This is a genomic window from Chryseobacterium phosphatilyticum (assembly GCF_002899825.2).
Lineage (GTDB): Bacteria > Bacteroidota > Bacteroidia > Flavobacteriales > Weeksellaceae > Chryseobacterium > Chryseobacterium phosphatilyticum.
The window spans coordinates 784,485-808,035 of sequence record NZ_PPED02000001.1; the positions used below are offsets into that span (position 1 = coordinate 784,485).

Here is a 23,551-nt window from a genome sequence, read left to right on the forward strand (position 1 = left end):
TAATAAATAATCTGATTTTATTTTTTGATAAATCTTTGTGCTGATTTACCTTCTTTTGTTTCGACATTCAAGATATAGTTTCCAGTAGGAAGACCTTTTACATCAATCTTATGACCATCCAATCTTACGTTGATCATTTTACCAGAAATATCAGTAACAAACACATTTTTAATTTCTGAAGGTGATACAATATTTAAAATATCTGAGGCTGGATTAGGGAATACTTTTACGCTTTTACCGGTTTCCGCCTTTTTATCGGTTGGCATCGTTCTTAAATCCAGACGCATTTTATCTTTTACATCTTGCTTTTTAGCTTCAACCCCTCCTCCCTTACAACTGCAATCTTCAATTTGTGCCAAATAATTAGCTCCATACTCAATATTGGTATTGGGAAGCAGATCAATACTATTTCCCGCTTTCATGGTAATATTTTGTGTCGAGTTCACTTTATAGTCCTGTTGAGCTGTAATATTATTGCTTACATGATATGTATAAGGCACACTATGATTATCCGGTGAAGTTAAAGTAAGAGAGTTTAAGCACGCTCCGGCTCTTCTTGAAAGGTTGGGAACCAGCTGCGGAAGATTATTTACAGATCCTACATAAATGGCAGGTTGTGATAAATTTGAAAGAAGAAGCCCGTCAAGATTAGCATAGCTCTGGCCATACACATCCGGATTTACTATTTTTCCTAAACTTTTATCATTATTATAATAGGGTAAATAAAAATAAATGTCGCCTTTAGTATTTCTTTGTATTGTAATTGGGATCCCCATACCATACATATCCGGCTGTCCGGTATTTAATACATTATAAACAACATTCGTATTATTCGAATTCAGTAAATCTACAGAATACAACATGGTATTGGTATTAACACCAGGGGCATATCTGCTGATATACAATACATTTGCATACTGATTGAATTCGGCATGTAAAGTTCCCATACTCGCAATTGACAAATTATAATCTGTCGTAGTTGCTCCGGAAAGGTTGTCAAAAGAACACACCAGTCCTTCATTCTCTCCTGTTGATCCATTTGAATTGGTAATGCTTAAAAGATGTGAATAATTGCACGAATTTACTTCCGGTGAAGCTTTTAGAGAAATCCCGTCGTAATAAGTGAAAATTCCGGAGGTATTTAAATTACTTACAATCGGTGTTGTATTCAACCCTGCACTACTCAAGCGATAAGAATATAGTTTTGTTCCTGTGGTAATCAAAACCCAGAAAGAGTTACCATCTGCGTGTGGTACGATTGTCACCCCTCTTGCATTCGTAAAATCATTGCCCAGATCATCTAAAATGGGAACTTTTTTCAAGTTCTGAACAACAGCACCTAAATGCTGGCCATTTGATCCGATTCCTCCCAAAGTCATATCAACTACGGAATAGCGGGCTGTATATCCTCCAAGCGTTGGAGTGCTGATAATATAGTACAGGTTCGGATTCGTAGGATGTTTTGAAATAGCAATCTGCACTCCTTGCTGGTCGATATCACCATTCATCATCACCTGATGATCTCTGTTGTACACCTCTGCACCATTAGTGTAAAATAATAAATTTCCATTGCTATCACTTATTGTTGCTGAAGATGACATGGAAATCATCTGGCTATTTGAAAGAACTTGTGGAGTGTTGCCGGCAAAATTAAGTGCTACCTGAGATCCAAAATACCAGTTATTATTCTCTCCCTGCGCATACCCTAAAAGGGATATACATACCGATATTGATAAAAAAAGCTTTTTCATAAATAATATTTAAATAGTTTAAAGATTATTTATTCGCTTTTTTTTCCAATATTTCAATACGCTTATTTTGTTTCTCCATATATTGTTGCTGCTCATCCATATGTTTTTGTTGCTGTAAAGTATACAGGGTAAGTTCTTCTATTTTTTTCAACAAAAGAATATTCATTTCTTTAAGCTCTATTCCGTTATTAATCGCTTCCTCAGTCGTAGGAACTTCCGGTAAGTGACCTTTAGTATCAATATAGGACTGTAGTTCCTTCAAGGGCATTAATTTGTAATCTTTAGCAAACACATAATCTGCCCAGCCGTTGTTGGCAGCAATTTCGACTTTTACTTTTTCGGTTTTGATACCATCTTTTACAAAAAGCCTGTATCCGTCACAGTTAATGCAGTTAACGGAATTAGTACCCATTCCGATTCGGGAATCAGGAGACAGATAAAGTGTTTTACTTTCATTTGGTGCTGTACCATCCGCATTAACTACACCATGAGAAGGATATATATAAAGCCCACTTCCTCCATACAAACTACCAATCTCGTAATGCTGTATCGTAAAATAGGAATCTATCGTACTTCCTCTATTGGGTAAATGGTACCCAAAATTAATTTTCCCATCTGTCATTCGTAAATTTCCTTTAGATATGGTAACCTTATCAAAGGAATTAAGTGAACCAATACTCACAGTTCCGGATCTGGAAATAGGATCTGTTGTAGTATTGTTTCCAGTCCATTGTTGGGAAAATAAGGAATTAGCGCACAGAATTGCGAATAAAATTACAGTCGTTTTTTTCATGTTATTAATTTTTTTCTTGAATTATAAAAATATATAGAATATTTTTAACACACAATAGTTAAAATCAAAAAAATCACTTCTTATTAAGTGCTTTAATAATGAAAAGGCAATTCTGTTTAATTTTTGATAAATTTCTCTGTAATGCTGTTTTTCTCTGTTTCTACTTTAAGTATATATTCTCCCACGATTAGATTTTTTAGATCTATATGATCTCCACTTAACTTTACTTCAACCCTTTTTCCCGTGAGATCAAAAACTTCTGCATATTTGATTTTATAGGGGGATTTAATCTTTATAACATCTGATGCCGGATTAGGATAAAGCTGAACAAGCTTTTGGTTTGTTTTAAAATCTTTAACCCTCATATTCAGATCATTATTGACCTTAATATTGTCAACATATGCCGTCCCTATAGCATTGTTATGTACAAAACGTAACTGACCGATATTTAAAGGTTGTACTGCCACCCCTGTAAAAATCAATACATCATTAAGATAATATTTCACCTCTCCCGATGTGCTTATTACCTTAAATCTGTACCAGATGTCCGGAGACCAGACCCCTGGGGTAGAAACAAGAGACGGGGCACCTGAAACTGAATTTAAAATAGTAACTACACCTGTTTTATCAAAATCGACCCGAACAACATACTGTTCTTCAAGACTATCCATTGCCTGAAAGCCAAACACAGATCCATTATGCTGAGACATATTGATATCGAAGGAAACTGAAAAATTACCAAAAGCAAGGGGCGTAGGCAGATTATAAAAACCTCCTATAATCGGTTCTGTCTGAGTTCCAAAGATAGGTTCTTTGACAATCCTAAGAGAATGACTACCATCACTGGCATTATCAAGGCTAATCATCTGGTGAGTGACATTAGGTGGCACATCTCCTGTTGGGGTACTGATCCAAAACCCCTGTCCGTTAATATCACCTTCAACAAACCCTTCACTATCTTCGAAAGAGGTAGATTGTTGTGCCATAGAAAATGTACACAGCAAAGAAAACGCAATTGAGTAAATTATTTTCATGGTATTTCAAGTTTTGCATTAAAATTATAAACTTTCCTTGAATAGTGAAATAATTTATTAATAAATAAAAATGAAACAGTTATTTTTAATAAATTTAATTTTTTATAGTGAATAATTTAATTCCTTTATATGATTAAAAATGATCATTTCAAATTATTAATCACAATAATGAAAAAAAATAAGACACTCTGATAGTAGAATGTCTTATTTCTTTGCTGTACTTATTATATTATTACTTTGAATAATTCTCAAAGAAAAGAGGGATGCTTTCTATCCCTTTATAGAAATTAAATAATCCATAATGCTCATTAGGTGAGTGAATTGCATCAGAATCCAGACCAAAGCCCATTAATACTGACTTAGCTCCCAAAACCTTTTCAAACATCGAAGTAATTGGAATACTTCCTCCACTTCTGTATGGCAATACTTCTTTACCAAATGCTGTTTCCATCGCTTTTTTAGCAGCAAGGAATTCTTTGGTATCACTTTGCAGTACGTATGGCATTCCCCCGTGATGTGGTGTTACTTTAACTTTTACCGTATCCGGTGCAATTTTCTCAAAGTATTTTGTGAATTTCTCCGTAATTTCTTCCGGTGTCTGATACGGCACCAGACGCATTGAAATTTTAGCAAAAGCTTTTGAAGGAATCACTGTTTTAGCTCCTTCCCCTGTATATCCACCCCAAATACCATTACAATCTAGTGTAGGACGAATTGAAGCTCTTTCAAGGGTTGTATACCCTTTCTCGCCTTCAATATTGCTTAGTCCGATTGATTTTTTGAATTCTTCAGGGTTATCCTTAAGTTTATTCATTTCTGTTCTGTCTGCATCGGATACAACTTCAACATTATCATAGAAACCATCAATTGTAATATGACCGTTTTCGTCAATCAGATTGGCAATCATTCTTGAAAGCACATGGATAGGATTGGGTACTGCTCCCCCGTAAAGACCAGAATGCAGGTCTCTGTTTGGGCCTTCTACCTCCACTTCCACATAGCTCAATCCTCTTAAACCTGTCGTAACCGTAGGTTGCTCATTGCTATAGATGTGAGTATCGGAAATCAGAATACAATCACAAGATAATTTTTCTTTATTTTCGTTAACGAAATCACCAAGGCTCACCGATCCTACTTCTTCTTCTCCTTCAAGGATAAATTTAACATTACAAGGAAGCGTATTGGTTCTCATCATGGCTTCAAAAGCCTTTAAATGCATAAAGAACTGCCCTTTATCATCAGCAGCTCCTCTGGCAAAGATTGCCCCTTCAGGATGAAGCTCAGTTTTCTCAATATAGGGCTCAAAAGGAGGTTTTGTCCATAATTCCAGCGGATCTGCCGGCTGAACGTCATAATGCCCATACACCAATACTGTAGGAAGGCTTTTATCAAAGATTTTTTCTCCGAAGACAATAGGATATCCTTTTGTCTCACATATTTCAACATTATCTGCACCTGCATTTCTTAGATGGTCTGCACATACATCTGCACACTTCAATACATCGTTCTTATAGGCAGGATCTGCAGAAATAGAAGGAATTCTCAATAACTCAAATAATTCATCTACGAAACGTTGTTTGTTTTCGTTGATGTAATTTAATGTCTCTTGCATTGTAAATATTTGTTTGGTTAAAATTAAAAAAAATGCATCGCAGGAACAAGCAAAAACAGAGGATTTTTCAGATAAATCATTTATTTTATTGCCGTCAGTTGATCTATGATTTTTTAATAAAAAATGCCCTGTAGCAAACAGGGCATGGTATATTGTATACTACTAATTAGTGTTCAGCTTTTGGAGCTTTTTCCGCTTCAGCAGGCTTTGCAGCAGTACTGTCTTTTTTAGAAGTTTCAGCTTCTGGTTTTGCAGCAGCAGCCTCTTCTTTGTGATCTGCAGCAGTCTCATGGCTTTTTCCGTGAGCGCCTTCACCTCCCTGAGGGTCATCTGAATATCTTTCTACCCCTTCTTCCAGTTTTATAACTGCTTTATTTCCTCCTTCAGGCACTTTTTTACAGCTTACAGCTACAGTTGCAATGGCTAAACATATAACTAATTTTTTCATATGTAAAATTTATTTTTTTAAAGGTCATATGAAATCGCATAATTTTCTATTCAATTCATTTAAACAGCAAGCGATTTCATGCTTAAATTTTTAATTGCCCAAAAGTAAGAAATCCTGCTTTTTTCGGCAACATTTTTAGACTGATTTTAATATAATTTTTCCTTTTTTGGATTGTGTAAAAATAAGGTAGTCCTTTCCTCCGTCTTTCACGCCATACTTCTTTTTGATTTCCTCAGGCTTCAGAGGGTAGTTTTTGGCAATAATATTAAACTGCTCTTTCTTTTTAATCTCCTTAGAATCAATCGTTTTCATTTCAAAAACTCGGCCCGGAAAATCATCTTTCTTTTCTGAATAAGTGTAAAAATGACTATTAGGGTGTAGTTTTTTCAATCCAAATTTTTCTGATATAAGATTAAATACACCAGCCTTTAAAATGGAATTATTAGGAATATAAATAAACTTTTCAGGTTCTGCATATTCCGATTGGGCATTTTCTTCTTTTCCAAACTCGTAAGTAAAGACAGATTCACCACTTTCCAGGTTCACACAATGGCAAATAACATCATTTTGAACCTCCTTTGACAAAAAGATGACGATTTCCTTGACATCATTTTTTAAAGCAATAATATCTATCCTGAAAATATTGGGTAAGACTGAAACAAGATACTTCAGATCGATCAATGGAGACAGTTTAACGACAACCTGACTGGAAATTGACAATAATTTTTCCTGAATCTCAAGAATATTGGGAGAGAGGTCTTCCAAAAGAAAAACCTTATTCTTATTCTGATCTCTTCTTGCAGGATCCAGGTAAATAACATCAAATAAATCCTGATTTTCTTCTAAAAAATCCTCCAGCTTCCTGTTGATAAACCTTGCCTCCCTTCCTAAAAGATTCCAGTTGTGTTCTACAATTTTTAAAAGCTCTGTATTCTGTTCTACTAAAGTAACCTCTTTAAAATTTTGAGACAAATGATAAGCGTCAATGCCAAAACCACTTGTCAGATCTATAAATTTTTCCCCTCGTAAAATTTCGGATTTGTAAAGCGCCGTTTTTTCAGAAGATGCCTGTTCCAGATTAAGTTGTGGGGGGAAAATAATTCCATCTTTCAGTAAAAAAGAGAATTTCTTTTCTGCTACCTGCTTTCCTTTGATTTGCTGTACGATTTCCTGCATGGAAACCTCAGAAAAGGGAGTTTTTTTTAATAGTAATGAGTGCAGATCAGTTTTCAGATTTGCATTGATATAAGCTTGAATGTCTTTATTTAGTAATTTTTTTCCCACAGATTTTTTCCAGGTTGTAAATGAAAATATGTTGTAAGTGCTTCAACTTTGCTAAGAATGACATCGATATAAATCAAATGTTAGAATAAAAACAGTTCGTATTATAGAAGCGAAGTTACAGCATTATTATATTAGAATTATCTCTTATAAAAAATATAATCAGTCAATACTGGAGTGATTCCGTTCTGTTTAAGCAAAGAATTGATTTGTCCTCTGTGATAAGTAGAGTGATTGACTGCATGAAAAAGCATTTCAAAAATACTATTTTCAAATTTTGTTCCTCTTGAATTTTGATATTCTACTTTCTTATCCAAATCAAAATTCTTTATAATATCAATGCTTTTAAGAAAATTTCCATGGTTAATTTCCCCGAGAGATTCAAAAGGATTGATCTGCCAGACTTCAAAAGTTATTTCACCCAGAATCCGGGCATTCCAGATCTGTTGTGCATTAAGAGTATGGTTAATCAGGCTGATTGTTTTATCATCAACAAGTTTTCTGTTTTCAGAAATAATGGTAATCATTTCAACATTGAAATGATTGGTGTATTCAAATAAATCTATCAGTTTTTCTTTCATTACCAAAACTTATAAGTTTTTTCTTTATGCAGTGTCATTACATTGGGGGATGCAGAATCTATATTTTTCGGATTTTCATTTTCCGTTTGTGAAAAATATAGGCCGAAGAACAATGAAAAGAAAATTAATAAACTTTTTTTCAAGGTAAAATGAATGTCTTATTCAAACATTTCTGCCCAACGTACGGCTTTTATTTCTTTTGCGTTGTATAGCTCGCTAATAGACTTCTTAACGTCTAGTTTAGGGTATAAATTCACTCCGATCAGCTTTATTTTCCCCTCTTCGATCCATTGCTGTTCCTGAATAGCATGATCATAGATCTTTTTCTGGATAACACCTTGCTTTAAAAGTTCAAGGTATCCACCTGCTTCTTCTATTTCTACAAACAAAGACCATGATTTTTCTGCCATCTGTCTGGTAATATCTTCAACGTAATAACTTCCGTTAGATGCATCTTCAAACACATTAATAATGCTTTCGTAAGCCAGTACAATCTGTTGTTTAAAAGAAATTTCTTGCGAATTATCAGTACTTTTGCCTACAAGATAATTATTGGAGAATACTGCATCAGCACCACCAATCATGGCTGCAGCAAGCTCAAGAGTGGAACGGATCAGGTTATTTTCATTATCTGAAACCGCTTTATTTCTTAAAGAAGTCTCTGCAAAGATGTAAGGAACTTCATCCAATCCATATTCTTTGGAAAGCTGATTGAAAACTATTTTAAAAGCTCTGATTTTTGCCATTTCGAAGAAATAATTTCCTCCTACAGCGATTCTGAAAATCAATTGATTCAAAATATCTGCCCCGTACAGCTCCACCAGTTCCTTTGTTTTTGCAAGAGCAATACCCAACTGCTGATAAATAGCGGCACCTGCATTCTGATGCAAAGAAATATCTACACAAATACTTCTTTTAAACTCTTTTGCCAGAAGTTCTTTTGCCAGCTGATCATCAATACTTCCCTTTTGTTCATCAAATACATCAATCAATGAATAGTACTGGTCTTCTTCTTCAGGGCTGATATGCCCTGCTAAATCTTTGTTATTGACAAAAATGGTCTTATCCTCAAGATTTTCAACATTCCGGTCCAAAACAAACGCAAATACTTCTTCTTCCAGACTTTCATGATAGCTGGCTACCAGATGGGTGCTTTCTTCAACTCTCGGCAAATTGACCAAAGGTTTCTGAACTTCTGTATAAAAAGGTTTTACTTCTATTCCTTCAAGGTTTTCTTTTTCCAGAATAGGATAAATATCCTCTGTTTTAAGTTGTTTCTTTACTAGATTTTCCCAGTTTGGAAGTATATTATCTGACATTAGTTTTATTTATTGGTGAAGGGCCAATGGTGAATTTTGTTTCTCATGTAAATACTTATCACTGATACATAAAATTCACCATCCACCTATTATTCAATGTTATTATTTTTTGGCAACTTTTGTACTGTCCACCACCAAAATGAAGATCTCCTCATTCGGCTTTTTCATAAAATAATTCTCTCTCGCGTATTTTTCTTTTTCTGACTTATTGTTCATCAGCTTTTTGTAGAAAGCATCATTCTTTTCGTATTCTTTTTTATAATACTGCAGCTGCTCTTCATACTTATGAATCTCACCATTCAGTTCATTAATTACAAGAAATGAGGTTTTGTCAAAGAAAATCATCCATACCAAAAACAGACAGATCGTAATGGTATACTTATTCAACACATATTTCTGGATAAGTTTGAATGTCTCAGATTTCGGCTGAATGTCTTTGATAAGTTTGTTTTCTTCCATTTTTTTAATGTTTTTTCAACGAGTTTTTAATAACGGTAGTCAAAAAATCAATTGCTACGGAATTCTGTTTCATATTTGGGATAATAAGATCGGCATCATTTTTAGATGGCTCGATGAATTCCTGGTGCATCGGCTTCAAAGTGGTCTGATAACGGTGTAATACCTCGCTCAGATCTCTTCCTCTTTCCTGGGTATCTCTTCTGATTCTCCTTATCAGTCTTTCGTCAGAATCGGCATGAACAAAAACCTTCAGGTCAAATTCTTTCAGTAATTCTTTATTGGTCAAAACCAGAATTCCTTCTACTACCAATACATTTTTAGGTTCTACAGTGACATGATCTCCTGTTCTGGAATGCGTTACAAAGCTGTAAATCGGTTGTTCTATAGACTCGTTATTTTTTAAAGCTTTCACATGTTTTATCAGTAATTCAAAATCAATAGACTTAGGATGGTCATAATTTAAAGCCTCTCTTTCTGTTAAAGTCAGATTCTGATTGTCATGATAATAATTATCCTGAGAAAGGATGTTCATTCCCTCAATATCAAGCTGCTGAAGTATCTTGTCAACAACTGTAGTTTTGCCGGATCCTGTACCACCGGCAATTCCTATTACAAGCATTATTTTTTGTTTCTTTATAGTTGGTACAAATATACTATTTTACCTAAAATATGACAATGCAAGAATATTGAGAAATTACATGATTAAAGGATTAAAAAATCAAAACGTTTTCGGGAAATCGCTTATCCTTTATCAGCTCTACTCATTAGTCCTGTTTCACCTCCTAAATTAATAAAAAAAACCGACAAGATAATTTGTCGGTTTTTATTTTATACGATTTCGCTGGTTAGTTCCCTTGAAATTAATTTTTCATGCATAGGCTTAAGAAGATCTATTGAGCCGGTTTTCACAGTACATTTACCCTTATAATGGACCAGGATTGTACACTGCTCTGCCTGTTCCAATGTATGCTTGCATATTTCAATAAGGCTGTCTATTACATAATCAAATGTATGAATATCGTCATTATGCAGCACCAGTTTATACACATCATCGGTATCATCCAGGACAAGAACTTCTTCTTCGTACTGTCGTTTTGGATTTTCGTAATCTTTTATGGTATTATAAAAATTCATCCTTATTGTTTTTAAACTTCACCAATTTTATCTGCTAAATTGTCTATAGCATTGGGTTCCTGATACACGAGCTCCACAAGTTCCACGCTCTTATTATTCATCTTCAGAATTTTAAAGTGGTAGTTGTTAAGATCAAATTCCTGGTTTTCTTCCGGAATTTCTTCCAGCTCATAAAGAATGAATCCTGCTAATGAATTATATTCGCTTTCTTCTGAGAGAGGAAGTTTTTTTGGTAAGAATTCATTGATTTCATCTAAAGGTTGAGTAGCCTGTACCCAATATGTATTATCCGCTATTTTGTCAACGATCTTTTCTTCTTCATCTTCTTCATCCTGAATTTCTCCTACCAGTTCTTCAAGAATATCTTCCAGGGTAATAATCCCTTCAGTTCCACCAAATTCGTCAATAACGATGGCGATGTGTTGCTTCTTAAGCTGGAAGGTTTTTAATAAGTCCGAAACTTTCTTACTTTCCACCACAAAAAAAGCATCACGCATTAAATCTTTAAGATCATCATGATCAAGATCTCCTTTTCTTTTGACAAATTCTCTTATAATTTCTTTGGTATAAAAAATTCCGATCACATTATCAATGGAGTCAAGATACACAGGGATACGGGAGTACCCGCTGTCCATAATTTTATTGATGATATCATTTACATCCTCTTCGAAGTCGATAGAAGTAATATTCTGTCTTGGAACCATGATTTGTTTTGCAGAGTGATCTGTAAAATCAAATGCATTTTTGATAATCTCATAGTTTTCCTCTTCAATCTCGCCACTATCAGCACTTTGCTTTACCAAAAGCTGTAGCTCTTCTGTAGAGTGAATTTCCTGCTCAGAAGCCGGATGTATTTTTATTAATCTTAAAAAGCCGTTTGACATGAGATTCATCAACCAGATAAAAGGCTTAAAAACGGTATAAAAAATCCTCAGGGGAACCGCTGTTGCCATTGTCGTTGCTTCCGATTTCCTGATGGCTATTGATTTAGGAATAAGCTCACCAAATACAATATGCATAACAGTAATCAATACAAAACTGGTTGCTACCGAAATTGTAGTAATTGTTGTCTGGGTTAAGTCAATATTCAAAGACGTAAAAATATTTTCAAAAATATGATGCAGAGCGCTTTCTCCCACCCATCCAAGAGCAAGCGATGCCAATGTAATACCTAATTGTGTAGCAGAAAGATATTCATCAAGGTGCTTGATGATATGTTCTGCCTGCTTAGCCATAGAGTTACCTTCTGCGGCTTTTATCTGGATCTGTGAATAACGAACTTTAACAATTGAAAATTCTGCGGCTACGAAGAAGCCATTTAGTAAAACAAGAAATAAGGCCAGCAAAAGCCTGACTATGTCCGAGTCCATTTAGAGGTTGTATAAATTTTATTAACTGCAAAGATATGCAAAATAAAAATAATCTGAATCTGCTTCTAATAACTTATTTCAATGAAGCCAATTTAGAAAGAAAAAATCAAGCCCATATAACCGTGCTATTTTCTTATAAAAAAATAATTTGAACTCCTGTATTCATGATTCAGATTACAGGAGATTTTAGGACTGTAAAAATGAATTTTTACATTTATTTTCATAAAAAAAGCACCGATAATATCGATGCTTTTGATAGTATGTTAAAATAATTCTTACGAATTTTTCAAAGCTTCTGCTCCGGAAACAATTTCCAAGATTTCATTGGTAATTGCAGCCTGTCTTGCCTTGTTGTAGAAGATTTTAAGATCATTTCTCAAAGCTTCTGCATTGTCGGTCGCTTTGTGCATTGCCGTCATTCTTGCTCCGTGCTCAGACGCAATTGAATCTAAAATTGCTTTGAAGATCTGAGTTTTGATAGACTTTGGAATCAAATTATCAAGAATCTCAGCTCTGTTAGGCTCAAAGATATAATCTGTTTCAACCTGTGATTCTGTATTTTCAGGCATTGAGATCGGAAGCACCTGTTCTGTCGTTACTTCCTGAGTCGCTGCATTTACGAATTTATTGTAAATAACATATACTTCGTCAAATTTTCCTTCAGTGAAACTTGTCATTACTCCTTCAACGATGTGAGCAACAGTATCAAAGTTCATGTTATCATATACAGAGCTTCCGTTAGCATATACCGTACGGCTTCTTCTTACTGCATCATATACTTTCTTTCCAACAGGAAGAACTTCGATCTCATACTGAGAATTGTTCTGAAACTGAAGGTTAAGCTCTTTTACGATTGAAGAGTTAAAAGCTCCCGCAAGACCTCTGTTTGAAGTAACAGCGATGAAAAGTATTCTTTTAACCTCTCTTTTCTGAGCATATACAGAAATCTGATCAGGATCAGAGCTAGAATTTACATTCTGGATAAGCTCCTGTAATTTTTCAGAATATGGTCTTAGCATTACGATTGCATCCTGAGCTTTTTTAAGTTTCGCAGCGGAAACCATTTTCATAGCACGGGTAATCTGCATCGTAGATGAAATTGACGTAATTCTGCCTCGTATTTCTTTTAAGTTTGCCATTAATGTGGGTTCAAAGTTTAAGGTCTAAAGTTTAAGGCTTAAAACATTATATTTTAAACCTTAAACATTGGATTTTTTTAGTTGTATTTAGAAGCTAAATCGTTAGCTGCCTGCTTAAGAACGCTCGTAATATCATTATCGATTTTTCCAGCCTTAATTGCAGCCATCGTATCAGGGTGCTTAGATCTTAGGAATTCGATATATTCATGTTGGAATTCTTTAATTTTTCTGATAGGAACGTTTCTCATTAAGTTTTCTGTTCCGGCATATACGATTGCCACCTGACTGTCTACAGGAAGTGGAGCGTTTACCGGCTGCTTAAGGATCTCTACGTTTCTTTCTCCTTTAGAGATAACTGCTAAAGTAGAAGCATCAAGGTCAGAACCAAATTTAGCAAACGCTTCTAGTTCTTTATACTGAGCCTGGTCTAATTTTAGGGTACCAGAAACTTTTTTCATTGATTTGATCTGAGCATTACCACCTACTCTCGATACAGAGATACCCACGTTGATCGCAGGGCGAACTCCTGAGTTGAATAGATCAGACTCCAAGAAAATCTGTCCGTCTGTAATAGAAATTACGTTTGTAGGGATATATGCAGAAACGTCACCCGCCTGAGTTTCGATAATTGGAAGTGCTGTTAATGAACCTCCTCCTTTTACGATTGGTCTTAAAGACTCAGGTAAATCATTCATCTGGCTGGCGATATTGTCATCAGCGATAACTTTTGCAGCTCTTTCCAATAGTCTTGAGTGAAGATAGAAAACGTCTCCAGGATAAGCTTCACGACCCGGTGGTCTTCTCAATAGTAGAGAAAGTTCACGGTAAGCAACTGCTTGTTTAGATAAATCATCATAAACAATCAAAGCAGGTCTACCAGTGTCTCTGAAAAACTCCCCGATAGAAGCACCTGCCATTGCAGAATATACCTGCATTGGAACTGGATCTGATGCGTTAGCAGCAACGATTACAGTATAAGCTAAAGCTCCTTTATCAGAAAGCGTTTTAACGATTTGTGCTACAGTAGAAGCTTTCTGACCGATAGCAACATATATACAATATACTGGCTGACCAGCATCAAAGAATTCTTTTTGGTTGATGATCGTATCGATCGCAACAGTAGTTTTACCTGTTTGTCTGTCACCAATGATAAGCTCTCTCTGTCCTCTTCCTACTGGAATCATCGCGTCAATTGCTACGATACCAGACTGTAAAGGCTCAGTTACCGGTTGTCTGAAGATAACTCCGGGAGCTTTTCTTTCTAATGGCATTTCGTATAATTCCCCTGTGATAGGACCTTTACCATCAATAGGGTTACCTAGAGTATCTACTACTCTTCCTAACATTCCTTCTCCTACTTTGATAGAAGAGATTCTGTTGGTTCTTCTTACTGTATCCCCTTCTTTTACTAATTTACTTTCACCTAATAAAGCAACACCAACGTTGTCTTCTTCAAGGTTAAGTACAATACCTTCTACATCACTAGAAAATTTCACCAACTCTCCGTATTGTACGTTTTCTAACCCGTATACACGAGCAATACCATCACCGATGGTTAAAACTGTACCTACTTCCTCAACATTTGATTGAGTATCGAAGTTGGCCAATTGCTGTTTTAAGATCGCAGATACTTCTGCCGGATTTATTTCTGCCATTGTATGGTTGTTTTTCTTAATTTAATTGAAAATCTTTTTTAACTTGGTTAAGTTTAGTCTTCACAGATGCATCTACCTGCTGGTCACCTACTCTCAGAACATAACCTCCAAGAATTTCAGGTTTTACATTAACTGTAAGATCAAAGTTTGAATCAGCATTTACAAGATTGGTAGATCTTAAAATCTGATCAAGGTTCTCTTTTGAAAGTGGAGTTGCTGTTGTAAGCGTAACTCTCTGTACACCACTAAGGTCTTCAACTTTATTGATAAATTCCTGAGCAATATTTTTCAATTGGCTTTCACGTCCGTGCTTGATCACTAGTTTGATCAGGTTCTGAGATGAAACAGAGAAACTTTTGAAAATTTCGTTTGCTACTTCTATTTTCTTTTTAGAATCGATATAAGGTGTAAGGAAAAACTTGTTTAAATCTACAGATTCAGACATTACCTTTACCACATCTTTCATTTCAGAAAATACAGTAGCTGTCTGACCTGATTCGTTTGTGAAATCAAGCAAACCTTGTGCGTATCTTTTAGCTACTTTAGATGTAAGCATTCTTAGTTAAGGTTAGATTTGTTTAAATAATTTTGAACTAATTCGTTTTGAGCTTCGCTGTTATCTAGTTTTTGTTTCAAGATAGACTCAGCAATGTTCACAGATAAAGTACCGATTTGAGTTTTGATGTCTGCCATTGCAGCATTTTTCTCAGCCTGGATGCTCTGCTTAGCAGCTTCAATCAATTTGTCTCCTTCAGATTTAGCAGCATCTTTAGCTTCTCCTACGATTCTATCTTTAATTTCTCTAGCTTCTTTAAGGATAGCATCTCTTTCGATTTTAGCTTCACGAATGATTCTTTCGTTATCTTCCTTTAGAGTTTCCATCTCTTTTCTTGCTAATTTAGCTTGATTAAGAGCGTCAACAATAGAAGTTTCTCTGTCGTTGATAGAGTTTAAGATAGGTTTCCAAGCGAATTTACCTAACAGAAATAATAACGCTAGAAAAATAACAGACTGGATAATAAATAATCCTGATGAAAACTGATGAATTAATTCCATTATATAAATGTATAAATAATTATTACTTTTTTAAATAATCATTACCTGCAACCAACCGTTGCAGATAATGATTTGATTTTAATTAGTTTACTGCGAATAGAGCAGCAAACGCAACACCTTCTACAAGTGCAGCAGCGATAAGCATAGCTGTTTGGATTTTTCCAGATTGTTCAGGTTGTCTAGCGATAGCTTCAAGAGCAGCAGCTCCGATTTTACCAAGACCGATACCTACACCTAGTACTACGATACCAGCACCTACAATTTTAGGGATTTCCATAATATATAATTTTAAAAAATTTGTTTTACTTTAATTTTAACTTTCAATTAGTGAGCAGCGTGGTGTTCGTGCTCGTGCTCCTGCACTGCCATTCCGATAAACAAAGCTGACAACATCGTGAAGATATACGCCTGAAGGAATGCTACTAATACTTCCAATAAATAGATTACCAATGTCAAGAACGGGAATGCAACACCTGCTGCAAAATTCTTAAATACATAGATCAATCCGATCAAACTCATTACTACGATGTGACCTGCAGTCATGTTTGCAAAAAGTCGGATCATCAATGCAAATGGCTTAGTGATTGTTCCCAACAATTCGATAGGAAGCATAATCAACTTCATTGGCACAGGTACTCCCGGCATCCAGAAGATGTGTTTCCAATAATCTTTATTAGCAGAGAATGTAGTAATCAGGTAAGTAAGGATAGCCAGGAAGAATGTCATTGTAATATTACCTGTAACATTGATTCCGAAAGGCATTAATCCTAAAACGTTCAGGAATAAGATAAAGAAGAACACTGTTAATAAGTATCCCATAAATCTCTTATACTTATGACCAATATTCGGGATTGCTACTTCATCTCTTACAAAGATAATTAATGGTTCCAGGAATCTTGCTGCTCCGGTAGGAACTACAGACTTCTTATAAGACTTAGCCATTCCGCCAAACAACACCAACATGAAGATTGATACTAACAGAATAATCAACACACTCTTTGTAATGGAAAGATCTAATGGTTTTTCGTTAGTTGGGTGACCATGATCATCAAGAGTTATGGTTCCAGCAGCATCAGTCTTATAGATTTTTTCATGATGCAATACATAGAAAGCCCCATCTACTTCAGTTGGCTCACCATGCATAAAACCTTCCTTATTACTCATGAAAGAATGGAAACCATTATCATAAAAAATAACAGGCAAAGGGAATCCGATGTGATGACCTTCTTTATCAACCATCAATGTGAAATCATGAGCATCCAATAAGTGATGATCAATGAACTCTTTGTTTTCTTTACTTACTTTGTCTTTCTCTGAAAGCTCTTGAGCAGGAGCTGCTGCAGCACTATCTTCATTGTGCTGTGCAGACACTACGTTTAATACAAAAATACTGTAGAATAAAACTGCGAATTTCTTAAACATTGATAGGTTTTTTTCGTTGTGCAAAAATATGATATTTTTTCTAGTTTCAATAAATAATTTTACTGTTTTTTATCATGATTAATCAACCTGATCGCATAGTACGTAAGCAGCGTTGTCAGGACAAAATAAGGGATGATAAAATGAAATTTGTAGCCAGGGATTACTTCGAAGTTCAATTTTTTCCTGATTAAGTACATTAAACCGAATTTTAAAAGGATTAAACCAATGACAGATAATCCTAAAAACTCCGGTGCTACCCTATTGATCAAAATGATTAAAGTAATCATCATCATAAACATCACGCTTAAGAAAAGATAAAATTTGATTATAATTATTTCATCCAGATGAAAAACAAATTTCCAAAGGGAAAAATGAATAAGAAAGGTCAGGAAAAATAAGATGACAACCAGAATATTTGGATTAGATTTCATTCAACGTTTATTTTTAACTCATGATATACCTCATGATCTATTTTAATTGATCGCAAAAATAGACTTTTTCTATCGTATTCTCGTACGATTTGATAATTATCATTTTTTCTATATATATAATATTATATACACAATCTCTTTCCACATAAATAGATCTTAAAAAAATAAAAGATCCATTGCCTTTTTTAGATTCTTAAAAAAACCATACAAACACATCTTTTTCCCATTTAAAACAGATGTATCCGTAAAAATAACTCTAAAAATAAATATTTTTCAATTGCAAATTAAACAACTGTAAAACAGCATATTAAATCCATAATTAAAACATTTAATGCATCAATATTTATAAATCTATAGTCTTAATTTATAAATATAGGAAGCCTTCATTTTCATTGTAGAAAGAAGCTCTGTAAGTTTGCTTAAACAAGAACACCACTTAAGGTTTCAGATTGATTCGGTGAAAGACTCAACATATTCTTTTTATAATCTACCTACATACTTTACTATAGACCTAGGCAATATATAGTGTCTGCTATTTGGACAGAATTAAATAGCTATCAAAAAAAATTCCTTGATATAAAAAAACGGAATCCTTTATTTAAAAAATTAACATTATGAAATTTAAATTCGATTTGAAATCAGATCTAAAAAAAATGGAAAAGCACTCTGATTCATTAAAAGACAAATTCCTGAAACATGAAATGAGTAAAACAATTAAAGGAGGAGGAGGCCCTCGTGAGGATCCTTATGAAGAGTGGTCTAATAACTGGTCGAACCTGGGATGGCCTAATGCATGGTCAAACGGATGGAGAAATGGTATTGAGTGGTAGAAACTAAAAGCATCAATTTTGGGTCTGTTAAAAAACAGACCCATTTAAATTAGAAAAAATAGAAATGGAAGTAAAAATTGTTGTATTAAAAATTGCGAGCAGGTGCAATTTGAATTGCTCATACTGCTATATGTATAATTTAGGTGATAAAACTTATAAAAATCAGCCTAAACTAATGAGCAAAGAAACAATTGAGAATATTTACAGTAGAATTATCGAACATTGTGAAGAACACACTATTAAAAACTTCAGTATTATTCTACATGGCGGAGAACCATTATTAGCCGGGCAAAAATACATAGAAGACTTTGTAAATACAGGCAAGAGAATGGCTGAAGGAAAAGTAAACTTCAGGTACAATCTTCAAACCAACGGGATCTTACTCAATGAAGACATCGTTAATTCTCTGGAAAAATTAAGAGTAGATATAGGAGTAAGCCTTGATGGTCCCAAAGAAGTAAACGACAAAAATAGATTTTATCACAATGGAAAGGGATCTTATGACGACGTGGTAAAAGGCATCAATGTTCTACTTAATAATAAATCTTATAAAGAACGTACGGGATTATTATCGGTAATGAATATCGACTCCGATCCTATTGAGTCCTATGAGCATATTAAAAGCCTGGATTTAAAGGGTGGTGATTATTTATTTCCTTATGGCACATACGACAATCCTCCTTTAGGAAAAGCCGGAAGTACTGAAAATACATATTATGCAGACTGGCTGATCAAAATTTTCGATACATGGTATAACGAAAAGGAAGAAACAAGACCCTCTCTCCGGTTATTTGGAGATATTACCACTTCCATATTAGGGAATGATCTTATGGCAGATTATCTCGGAAACAAAAACAATGAAGTCCTTGTTATTGAAACCGACGGCTCTATGGAAGCTGTAGATGGTTTGAAATCATGCGGAGATGGCTTCACCAAAACAGGTGCTAATGTAAGTTCATTTTCAATTAATCAAGCCTTAGACACTCCTTTGGCAAAGCTTTACCATTATAGCCACAAACATTTATGCAAAAAATGCAGATCATGTCCTATAAATGAAACCTGTGGTGGTGGCGATTTGGCCAACAGATACTCTTCCCAAAACGGATTTGATAATCCGTCTATTTATTGTTCAGATCTGGAAAAGCTGATCTCCCATATTCAAAACAGAATTATTGACAGATTGCCACAACAATTAGTAGAAGAAGCCAAAATAGAAAGATTAAGCCCTGAAAAAATTCAAAAAATCAGAAATCAAAATATTATTGAAGATGATACAGTTCATACAGACGAACTATTAAGTCATTTTTATGCAAAAGCTTAGCATTTATAAACATATATACCTTGCATAAATGAGAATTTTAAAATTAATTCCTTATTTTTGCAAACCTATAATTTACAATACATATGTTTAATAGTTTACAGGAAAAATTAGACAAGGCATTACATAATATTTCCGGACGTGGAAAAATTACAGAAATCAATGTAGCGGAAACCGTAAAGGAGATTCGTAGAGCATTGGTAGATGCCGACGTTAACTATAAAGTAGCCAAAGATCTTACCAAGAGAGTTCAAGATAAAGCATTAGGAGAAAATGTTCTGACGTCCCTTACTCCGGGACAGTTGATGACCAAGATCGTCCATGATGAATTAGTTGATTTGATGGGAGGTTCCCAGGAAGGAATTAATCTTTCGGGGAAACCAACAGTTATTCTTATTGCAGGTCTTCAAGGTTCCGGTAAGACAACTTTCTCTGGAAAGCTAGCCAATTATTTACAAACAAAAAGAAATAAAAAACCTTTATTGGTAGCATGTGACGTTTACCGTCCTGCAGCAATTGACCAGTTAAAAGTATTAGGAGGACAGATTAATGTTCCGGTTTTTACTGAAGATGGTTCTACAAATCCTTCTACTATTGCTGAAAATGCAATCAATTTTGCAAAAGCAAACAACCACGATGTTGTAATCGTGGATACTGCCGGTCGTTTGGCCATTGATGAGCAGATGATGAACGAGATCAAATCTGTACATTATTTCATCAAACCTCAGGAAACCCTATTCGTAGTAGATTCCATGACGGGTCAGGATGCCGTGAATACCGCCAAAGCATTCAACGATGCCTTGAATTTCGACGGAGTTGTTTTAACCAAATTAGATGGTGATACAAGAGGAGGTGCCGCATTAACCATTCGCTCTGTAGTTGAAAAACCCATCAAATTTATCTCTACAGGAGAGAAAATGGAAGCTTTGGATCTTTTCTACCCGGAAAGAATGGCAGACAGAATCCTGGGAATGGGAGACGTTGTTTCCCTAGTAGAAAGAGCTCAGGAGCAATTTGACGAGGAAGAAGCGAAAAAACTTCACAAAAAAATCGCTAAAAACGAATTTGGTTTTGATGACTTCTTGAAGCAAATCAACCAGATCAAGAAGATGGGTAATATGAAGGACCTGATGGGAATGATTCCAGGAGTTGGAAAAGCCATTAAAGATGTAGAAATCAGTGATGATGCTTTTAAACACATTGAAGCGATTATTTACTCTATGACTCCTGAAGAAAGAAGAAGACCTTCTATCATCAACACGCAAAGAAAAAACAGAATTGCAAAAGGTGCCGGAAGAAAGATTGAAGATATCAACCAATTGATGAAGCAATTTGATCAAATGGGTAAAATGATGAAGATGATGCAGGGCCCTCAAGGAAAGCAAATGATGCAGATGATGAGCAAAATGCCGAATATGCCTGGAATGGGTGGAATGTTCGGAAAATAATATAAATCGAATCATTGATAAAAAAAACTCTCAGAATTTCTTCTGAGAGTTTTTTATTATATATCTGCGTGTATTTACTTAAACTTATACCCCACTCCAAGCTGGAAGAAATTCATTTTCATCTTCTCACCATCTACAGGATTTTTAATCATATTTGTAAGTCCGAAACTATAACGGGCGTCTACAAATAATCCTTTATAAACATTATAATCAGCCCCTAAGAACAAACCAAAATCAGTAGATTTTAAAGAATTATTCAAATACCTTTCCACAAGTTTTTCTCCTTCTCTCACTGCATTAGGATCTACCATACCATTCATACCGCTCATCTCGAACTTCACTTTATTATTGGTTTTAAAGCTCACATAAGGACCTGCATATACTCCCAACTCAGGAGTTACATAATATCTGGCAGAAATTGGGATAACAATCCTGTTAAGGTTTAGCTTTTCCGTCACCGTAATCCCAGGCAATGAAATTTCTGCTTTTCCACCTAGATTTGCATATTCAACCTCTCCCTGAATGGCAAATTTGTTGTTAAATTTATGCTCTACCAAAGCTCCAACATAGAATCCTGATTTTGATTTAAAACTTCCCTCTACTCCACCAAACTCAATATCATTTTCGTTAGGGTTTAGTTTTGACAAAGCGTATCCTGCCTTTACTCCAAAAGTAGTTTGCGCATTTAAGCCCATAAATAAGGCGATGGCAGATGCCAGTAAGATTTTTTTCATGGTTACCTATATTTAAGATGATCTTTTTACCATCTGTTTATAATAATTACTTTGTTAGTATATATTTTACTTCAAAAGTTACAAGATTAATTTTGGACAAAAATAAAACCCTAAGAAAATCTCAGGGTTTTATTTGCTATATGCTTTGTTTATTATTTACCAAATACATATTTAACTCCGAAAGTTACTGAAGTTAAGTTTAAACCGAATTTGTAATCGTTTACTCTCTTAGCTCCGTCAACATTTTCTTTAGAAGTATTGTATCCGAATTCACCGATAGTAGCTTCGATAGTCCAGTTTTTGTTTAAGAAATAATCTAAACCTGGCTTAACGTTAACACCGATTGAAGTGTAGTTGTTTTTAGTAGAAGAAGATGTTGTAGCAGTGTTTCCTCCGATTGTAGTCGTAGTAGTTCCTTCAACTTTATTCTGACCAAACTCCATTGGCACTTCTAACTGACCAAAGATGTATAATTTGTCAGCTAAAGTCCAGTATTTTCTTACGAATGGAGCAACAACAAATGCAGATTTAGTTTTTTCAGCATCAAATACAGTTGTAGTTGTGCTTGTAGTTTCAGTATTTTTTTTAGTTTTATAACCAACACCTAAACCTACTGCTAAGTTTGTATCTACAAAATATCCTACAGTTGGAAGAACTTTAAAGTTTTCAACTTTAGTATTATCGTTGTTATCTTCTGTTTGAGAATAACCTACTTGTCCTGATAAATATGTAGTTCCTTTAGCAATCTGAGCGTTTGATAAACCAAAAAGTGCAACAGCACCCGCTAATAATATTTTTTTCATTGTAAAAAATTTTAATACTTTCTGGAGGCAAATTTACAGTGGCTACCACGAATATTAAAATTTGTTAATGTGATTAATATCACTACTATTTTTTATCCTTTTATAATAATAAATCATATTAAAAGATAAGTTTTGAGTTTTTCACAATATTATGAATAAAAAAATTCCAATTTATCAGCCAGATCCCAATATGTTTACTCTTTTGCATTTGTTAATTTTCATTAAAAATATCCCAATTTATCCAGTTAGCTCAAAACGCATAGTTAAAATATTAATATTTAGGTCATTGACTTTTACATTTTAAACATTCGTTTATAATTCAAAACAAAGAATACCAGCTTTAAAAAGCAAAAGTTCCGGCCGTAAGGCCGGAACTTTAATGATATTCATTAGAAATCTTTTATTTCAAAAAGAAATTATATCCAAGGTTAATAGCCCCTACATTCCAGCTATAAGTACCCCAGCCAACTTTTTGTCTGTTACTGATAGATTGGTATCCTAGGTACAACTCTCCTTTCTTCATTTGATATCCAAACTTTGGCTGTGCATAGAATCCTCCGTCCATACCATCCTTTGTAGAAATACCATACCCTAGATCTAATCCTACAAAGATAGGTGCTCCCGCAAATTTATATTTTCCGGAAACTGCTACAGGGATAAAACCGAAATCATCGAAATGATCTTTTCCAAAGAAGTGAGAATATCCGGTAGTTACCCCAAGGTCAAGACCTTTAGTAATATTCCACATATAAGCTGCATCTACACCTAATGTAAATGAAGATACATCACTTGCATCAGACACAGGAACACCAATATGTCCACCAATTTTAAAACCTTCCTGTGCTTGAGCTGCACCTCCTAAAAGTGCAAAAGCACCTAGTACTAATAGTTTTTTCATTTTTTTAGTAGCTTTTGAATTAAGGCCCCAAAAAT

General features: G+C 34.6%; 25 protein-coding genes. 3 read left to right on the plus strand and 22 right to left on the minus strand.

Features of this window, described 5'->3' with window-relative positions:
- Positions 1-17: 17 nt before the first annotated feature.
- The 19 genes from C1631_RS03530 to C1631_RS03620 form a co-directional block, all read right to left on the minus strand.
- Positions 18-1,751, minus strand: a complete 1,734-nt coding sequence (locus tag C1631_RS03530) for a T9SS type A sorting domain-containing protein (RefSeq protein ID WP_109710500.1) — start codon at positions 1,749-1,751, stop codon at positions 18-20.
- Positions 1,752-1,776: 25 nt separating this feature from the next.
- A complete protein-coding gene (locus C1631_RS03535) occupies positions 1,777-2,544 on the minus strand; it encodes a hypothetical protein (protein WP_109710501.1) in 768 nt (255 codons plus the stop codon).
- Between the two features lie 116 nt (positions 2,545-2,660).
- Positions 2,661-3,578 carry a T9SS type A sorting domain-containing protein gene (locus C1631_RS03540; RefSeq protein WP_103249751.1) on the minus strand — a complete coding sequence of 306 codons (918 nt, stop codon included), beginning with the start codon at positions 3,576-3,578 and terminating at the stop codon, positions 2,661-2,663.
- A 232-nt stretch (positions 3,579-3,810) separates the two neighbouring features.
- Positions 3,811-5,190 carry a dipeptidase gene (locus tag C1631_RS03545; RefSeq protein WP_109710503.1) on the minus strand — a complete coding sequence of 460 codons (1,380 nt, stop codon included), beginning with the start codon at positions 5,188-5,190 and terminating at the stop codon, positions 3,811-3,813.
- Between the two features lie 166 nt (positions 5,191-5,356).
- Positions 5,357-5,638, minus strand: coding sequence for a hypothetical protein (locus C1631_RS03550; RefSeq protein WP_103250263.1), 282 nt, complete (start codon positions 5,636-5,638; stop codon positions 5,357-5,359).
- Positions 5,639-5,773: 135 nt separating this feature from the next.
- Positions 5,774-6,922, minus strand: a complete 1,149-nt coding sequence (locus tag C1631_RS03555) for a class I SAM-dependent methyltransferase (protein ID WP_109710505.1) — start codon at positions 6,920-6,922, stop codon at positions 5,774-5,776.
- A 137-nt stretch (positions 6,923-7,059) separates the two neighbouring features.
- Positions 7,060-7,500, minus strand: coding sequence for a DinB family protein (locus C1631_RS03560; protein ID WP_103250107.1), 441 nt, complete (start codon positions 7,498-7,500; stop codon positions 7,060-7,062).
- Between the two features lie 158 nt (positions 7,501-7,658).
- Entirely contained in the window at positions 7,659-8,819 is a 1,161-nt protein-coding gene (locus tag C1631_RS03565; RefSeq protein WP_109710506.1) for a methylmalonyl-CoA mutase family protein, read from the minus strand.
- 102 nt (positions 8,820-8,921) lie between these two features.
- Positions 8,922-9,278 (minus strand): FtsB family cell division protein, encoded by a 357-nt coding sequence (locus C1631_RS03570; protein ID WP_027372511.1) that lies wholly within the window; start codon positions 9,276-9,278, stop codon positions 8,922-8,924.
- Positions 9,279-9,282: 4 nt separating this feature from the next.
- A complete protein-coding gene (gene udk / locus C1631_RS03575) occupies positions 9,283-9,897 on the minus strand; it encodes a uridine kinase (protein ID WP_109710508.1) in 615 nt (204 codons plus the stop codon).
- 209 nt (positions 9,898-10,106) lie between these two features.
- On the minus strand, positions 10,107-10,412 hold the full coding sequence (locus C1631_RS03580; protein ID WP_103249863.1) for an ATP-dependent Clp protease adaptor ClpS: 306 nt from the start codon (positions 10,410-10,412) through the stop codon (positions 10,107-10,109).
- Between the two features lie 11 nt (positions 10,413-10,423).
- Entirely contained in the window at positions 10,424-11,782 is a 1,359-nt protein-coding gene (locus C1631_RS03585; protein ID WP_103249862.1) for a hemolysin family protein, read from the minus strand.
- A gap of 275 nt (positions 11,783-12,057) precedes the next feature.
- Positions 12,058-12,921, minus strand: a complete 864-nt coding sequence (atpG, locus tag C1631_RS03590; protein WP_109710510.1) for an ATP synthase F1 subunit gamma — start codon at positions 12,919-12,921, stop codon at positions 12,058-12,060.
- A gap of 77 nt (positions 12,922-12,998) precedes the next feature.
- Positions 12,999-14,576 (minus strand): F0F1 ATP synthase subunit alpha, encoded by a 1,578-nt coding sequence (gene atpA, locus C1631_RS03595; protein WP_109710512.1) that lies wholly within the window; start codon positions 14,574-14,576, stop codon positions 12,999-13,001.
- A gap of 16 nt (positions 14,577-14,592) precedes the next feature.
- Positions 14,593-15,132, minus strand: a complete 540-nt coding sequence (atpH, locus tag C1631_RS03600; RefSeq protein WP_103249299.1) for an ATP synthase F1 subunit delta — start codon at positions 15,130-15,132, stop codon at positions 14,593-14,595.
- A 2-nt stretch (positions 15,133-15,134) separates the two neighbouring features.
- On the minus strand, positions 15,135-15,632 hold the full coding sequence (locus C1631_RS03605; RefSeq protein WP_109710514.1) for a F0F1 ATP synthase subunit B: 498 nt from the start codon (positions 15,630-15,632) through the stop codon (positions 15,135-15,137).
- Between the two features lie 82 nt (positions 15,633-15,714).
- Positions 15,715-15,909 (minus strand): ATP synthase F0 subunit C, encoded by a 195-nt coding sequence (atpE, locus tag C1631_RS03610; RefSeq protein ID WP_002979108.1) that lies wholly within the window; start codon positions 15,907-15,909, stop codon positions 15,715-15,717.
- A gap of 47 nt (positions 15,910-15,956) precedes the next feature.
- The gene (atpB, locus tag C1631_RS03615; RefSeq protein ID WP_109710516.1) at positions 15,957-17,054 is read right to left on the minus strand and encodes a F0F1 ATP synthase subunit A; all 1,098 of its coding nucleotides are present in this window, start codon (positions 17,052-17,054) and stop codon (positions 15,957-15,959) included.
- 59 nt (positions 17,055-17,113) lie between these two features.
- Complete coding sequence (locus tag C1631_RS03620) at positions 17,114-17,485, minus strand: hypothetical protein (protein WP_109710518.1); 372 nt, start codon at positions 17,483-17,485, stop codon at positions 17,114-17,116.
- 614 nt (positions 17,486-18,099) lie between these two features.
- Between C1631_RS03620 and C1631_RS03625 the strand changes: the two genes are divergently transcribed.
- The 3 genes from C1631_RS03625 (at position 18,100) to ffh (ending at position 21,081) form a co-directional block, all read left to right on the plus strand.
- Positions 18,100-18,315: a hypothetical protein gene (locus tag C1631_RS03625; RefSeq protein WP_103248887.1), complete on the plus strand. Its 216-nt coding sequence runs from the start codon at positions 18,100-18,102 to the stop codon at positions 18,313-18,315.
- Positions 18,316-18,379: 64 nt separating this feature from the next.
- Positions 18,380-19,636: a radical SAM protein gene (locus C1631_RS03630; protein WP_109710520.1), complete on the plus strand. Its 1,257-nt coding sequence runs from the start codon at positions 18,380-18,382 to the stop codon at positions 19,634-19,636.
- 83 nt (positions 19,637-19,719) lie between these two features.
- On the plus strand, positions 19,720-21,081 hold the full coding sequence (gene ffh, locus C1631_RS03635; RefSeq protein WP_109710521.1) for a signal recognition particle protein: 1,362 nt from the start codon (positions 19,720-19,722) through the stop codon (positions 21,079-21,081).
- Between the two features lie 74 nt (positions 21,082-21,155).
- Here the strand turns inward: ffh and C1631_RS03640 are convergent, their stop codons facing one another.
- The 3 genes from C1631_RS03640 to C1631_RS03650 form a co-directional block, all read right to left on the minus strand.
- Entirely contained in the window at positions 21,156-21,815 is a 660-nt protein-coding gene (locus C1631_RS03640) for a porin family protein (protein WP_109710523.1), read from the minus strand.
- Positions 21,816-21,967: 152 nt separating this feature from the next.
- Positions 21,968-22,618, minus strand: coding sequence for an outer membrane beta-barrel protein (locus tag C1631_RS03645; protein WP_109710525.1), 651 nt, complete (start codon positions 22,616-22,618; stop codon positions 21,968-21,970).
- Between the two features lie 400 nt (positions 22,619-23,018).
- Positions 23,019-23,516, minus strand: coding sequence for a hypothetical protein (locus tag C1631_RS03650; protein WP_109710527.1), 498 nt, complete (start codon positions 23,514-23,516; stop codon positions 23,019-23,021).
- Positions 23,517-23,551 lie beyond the last annotated feature (35 nt).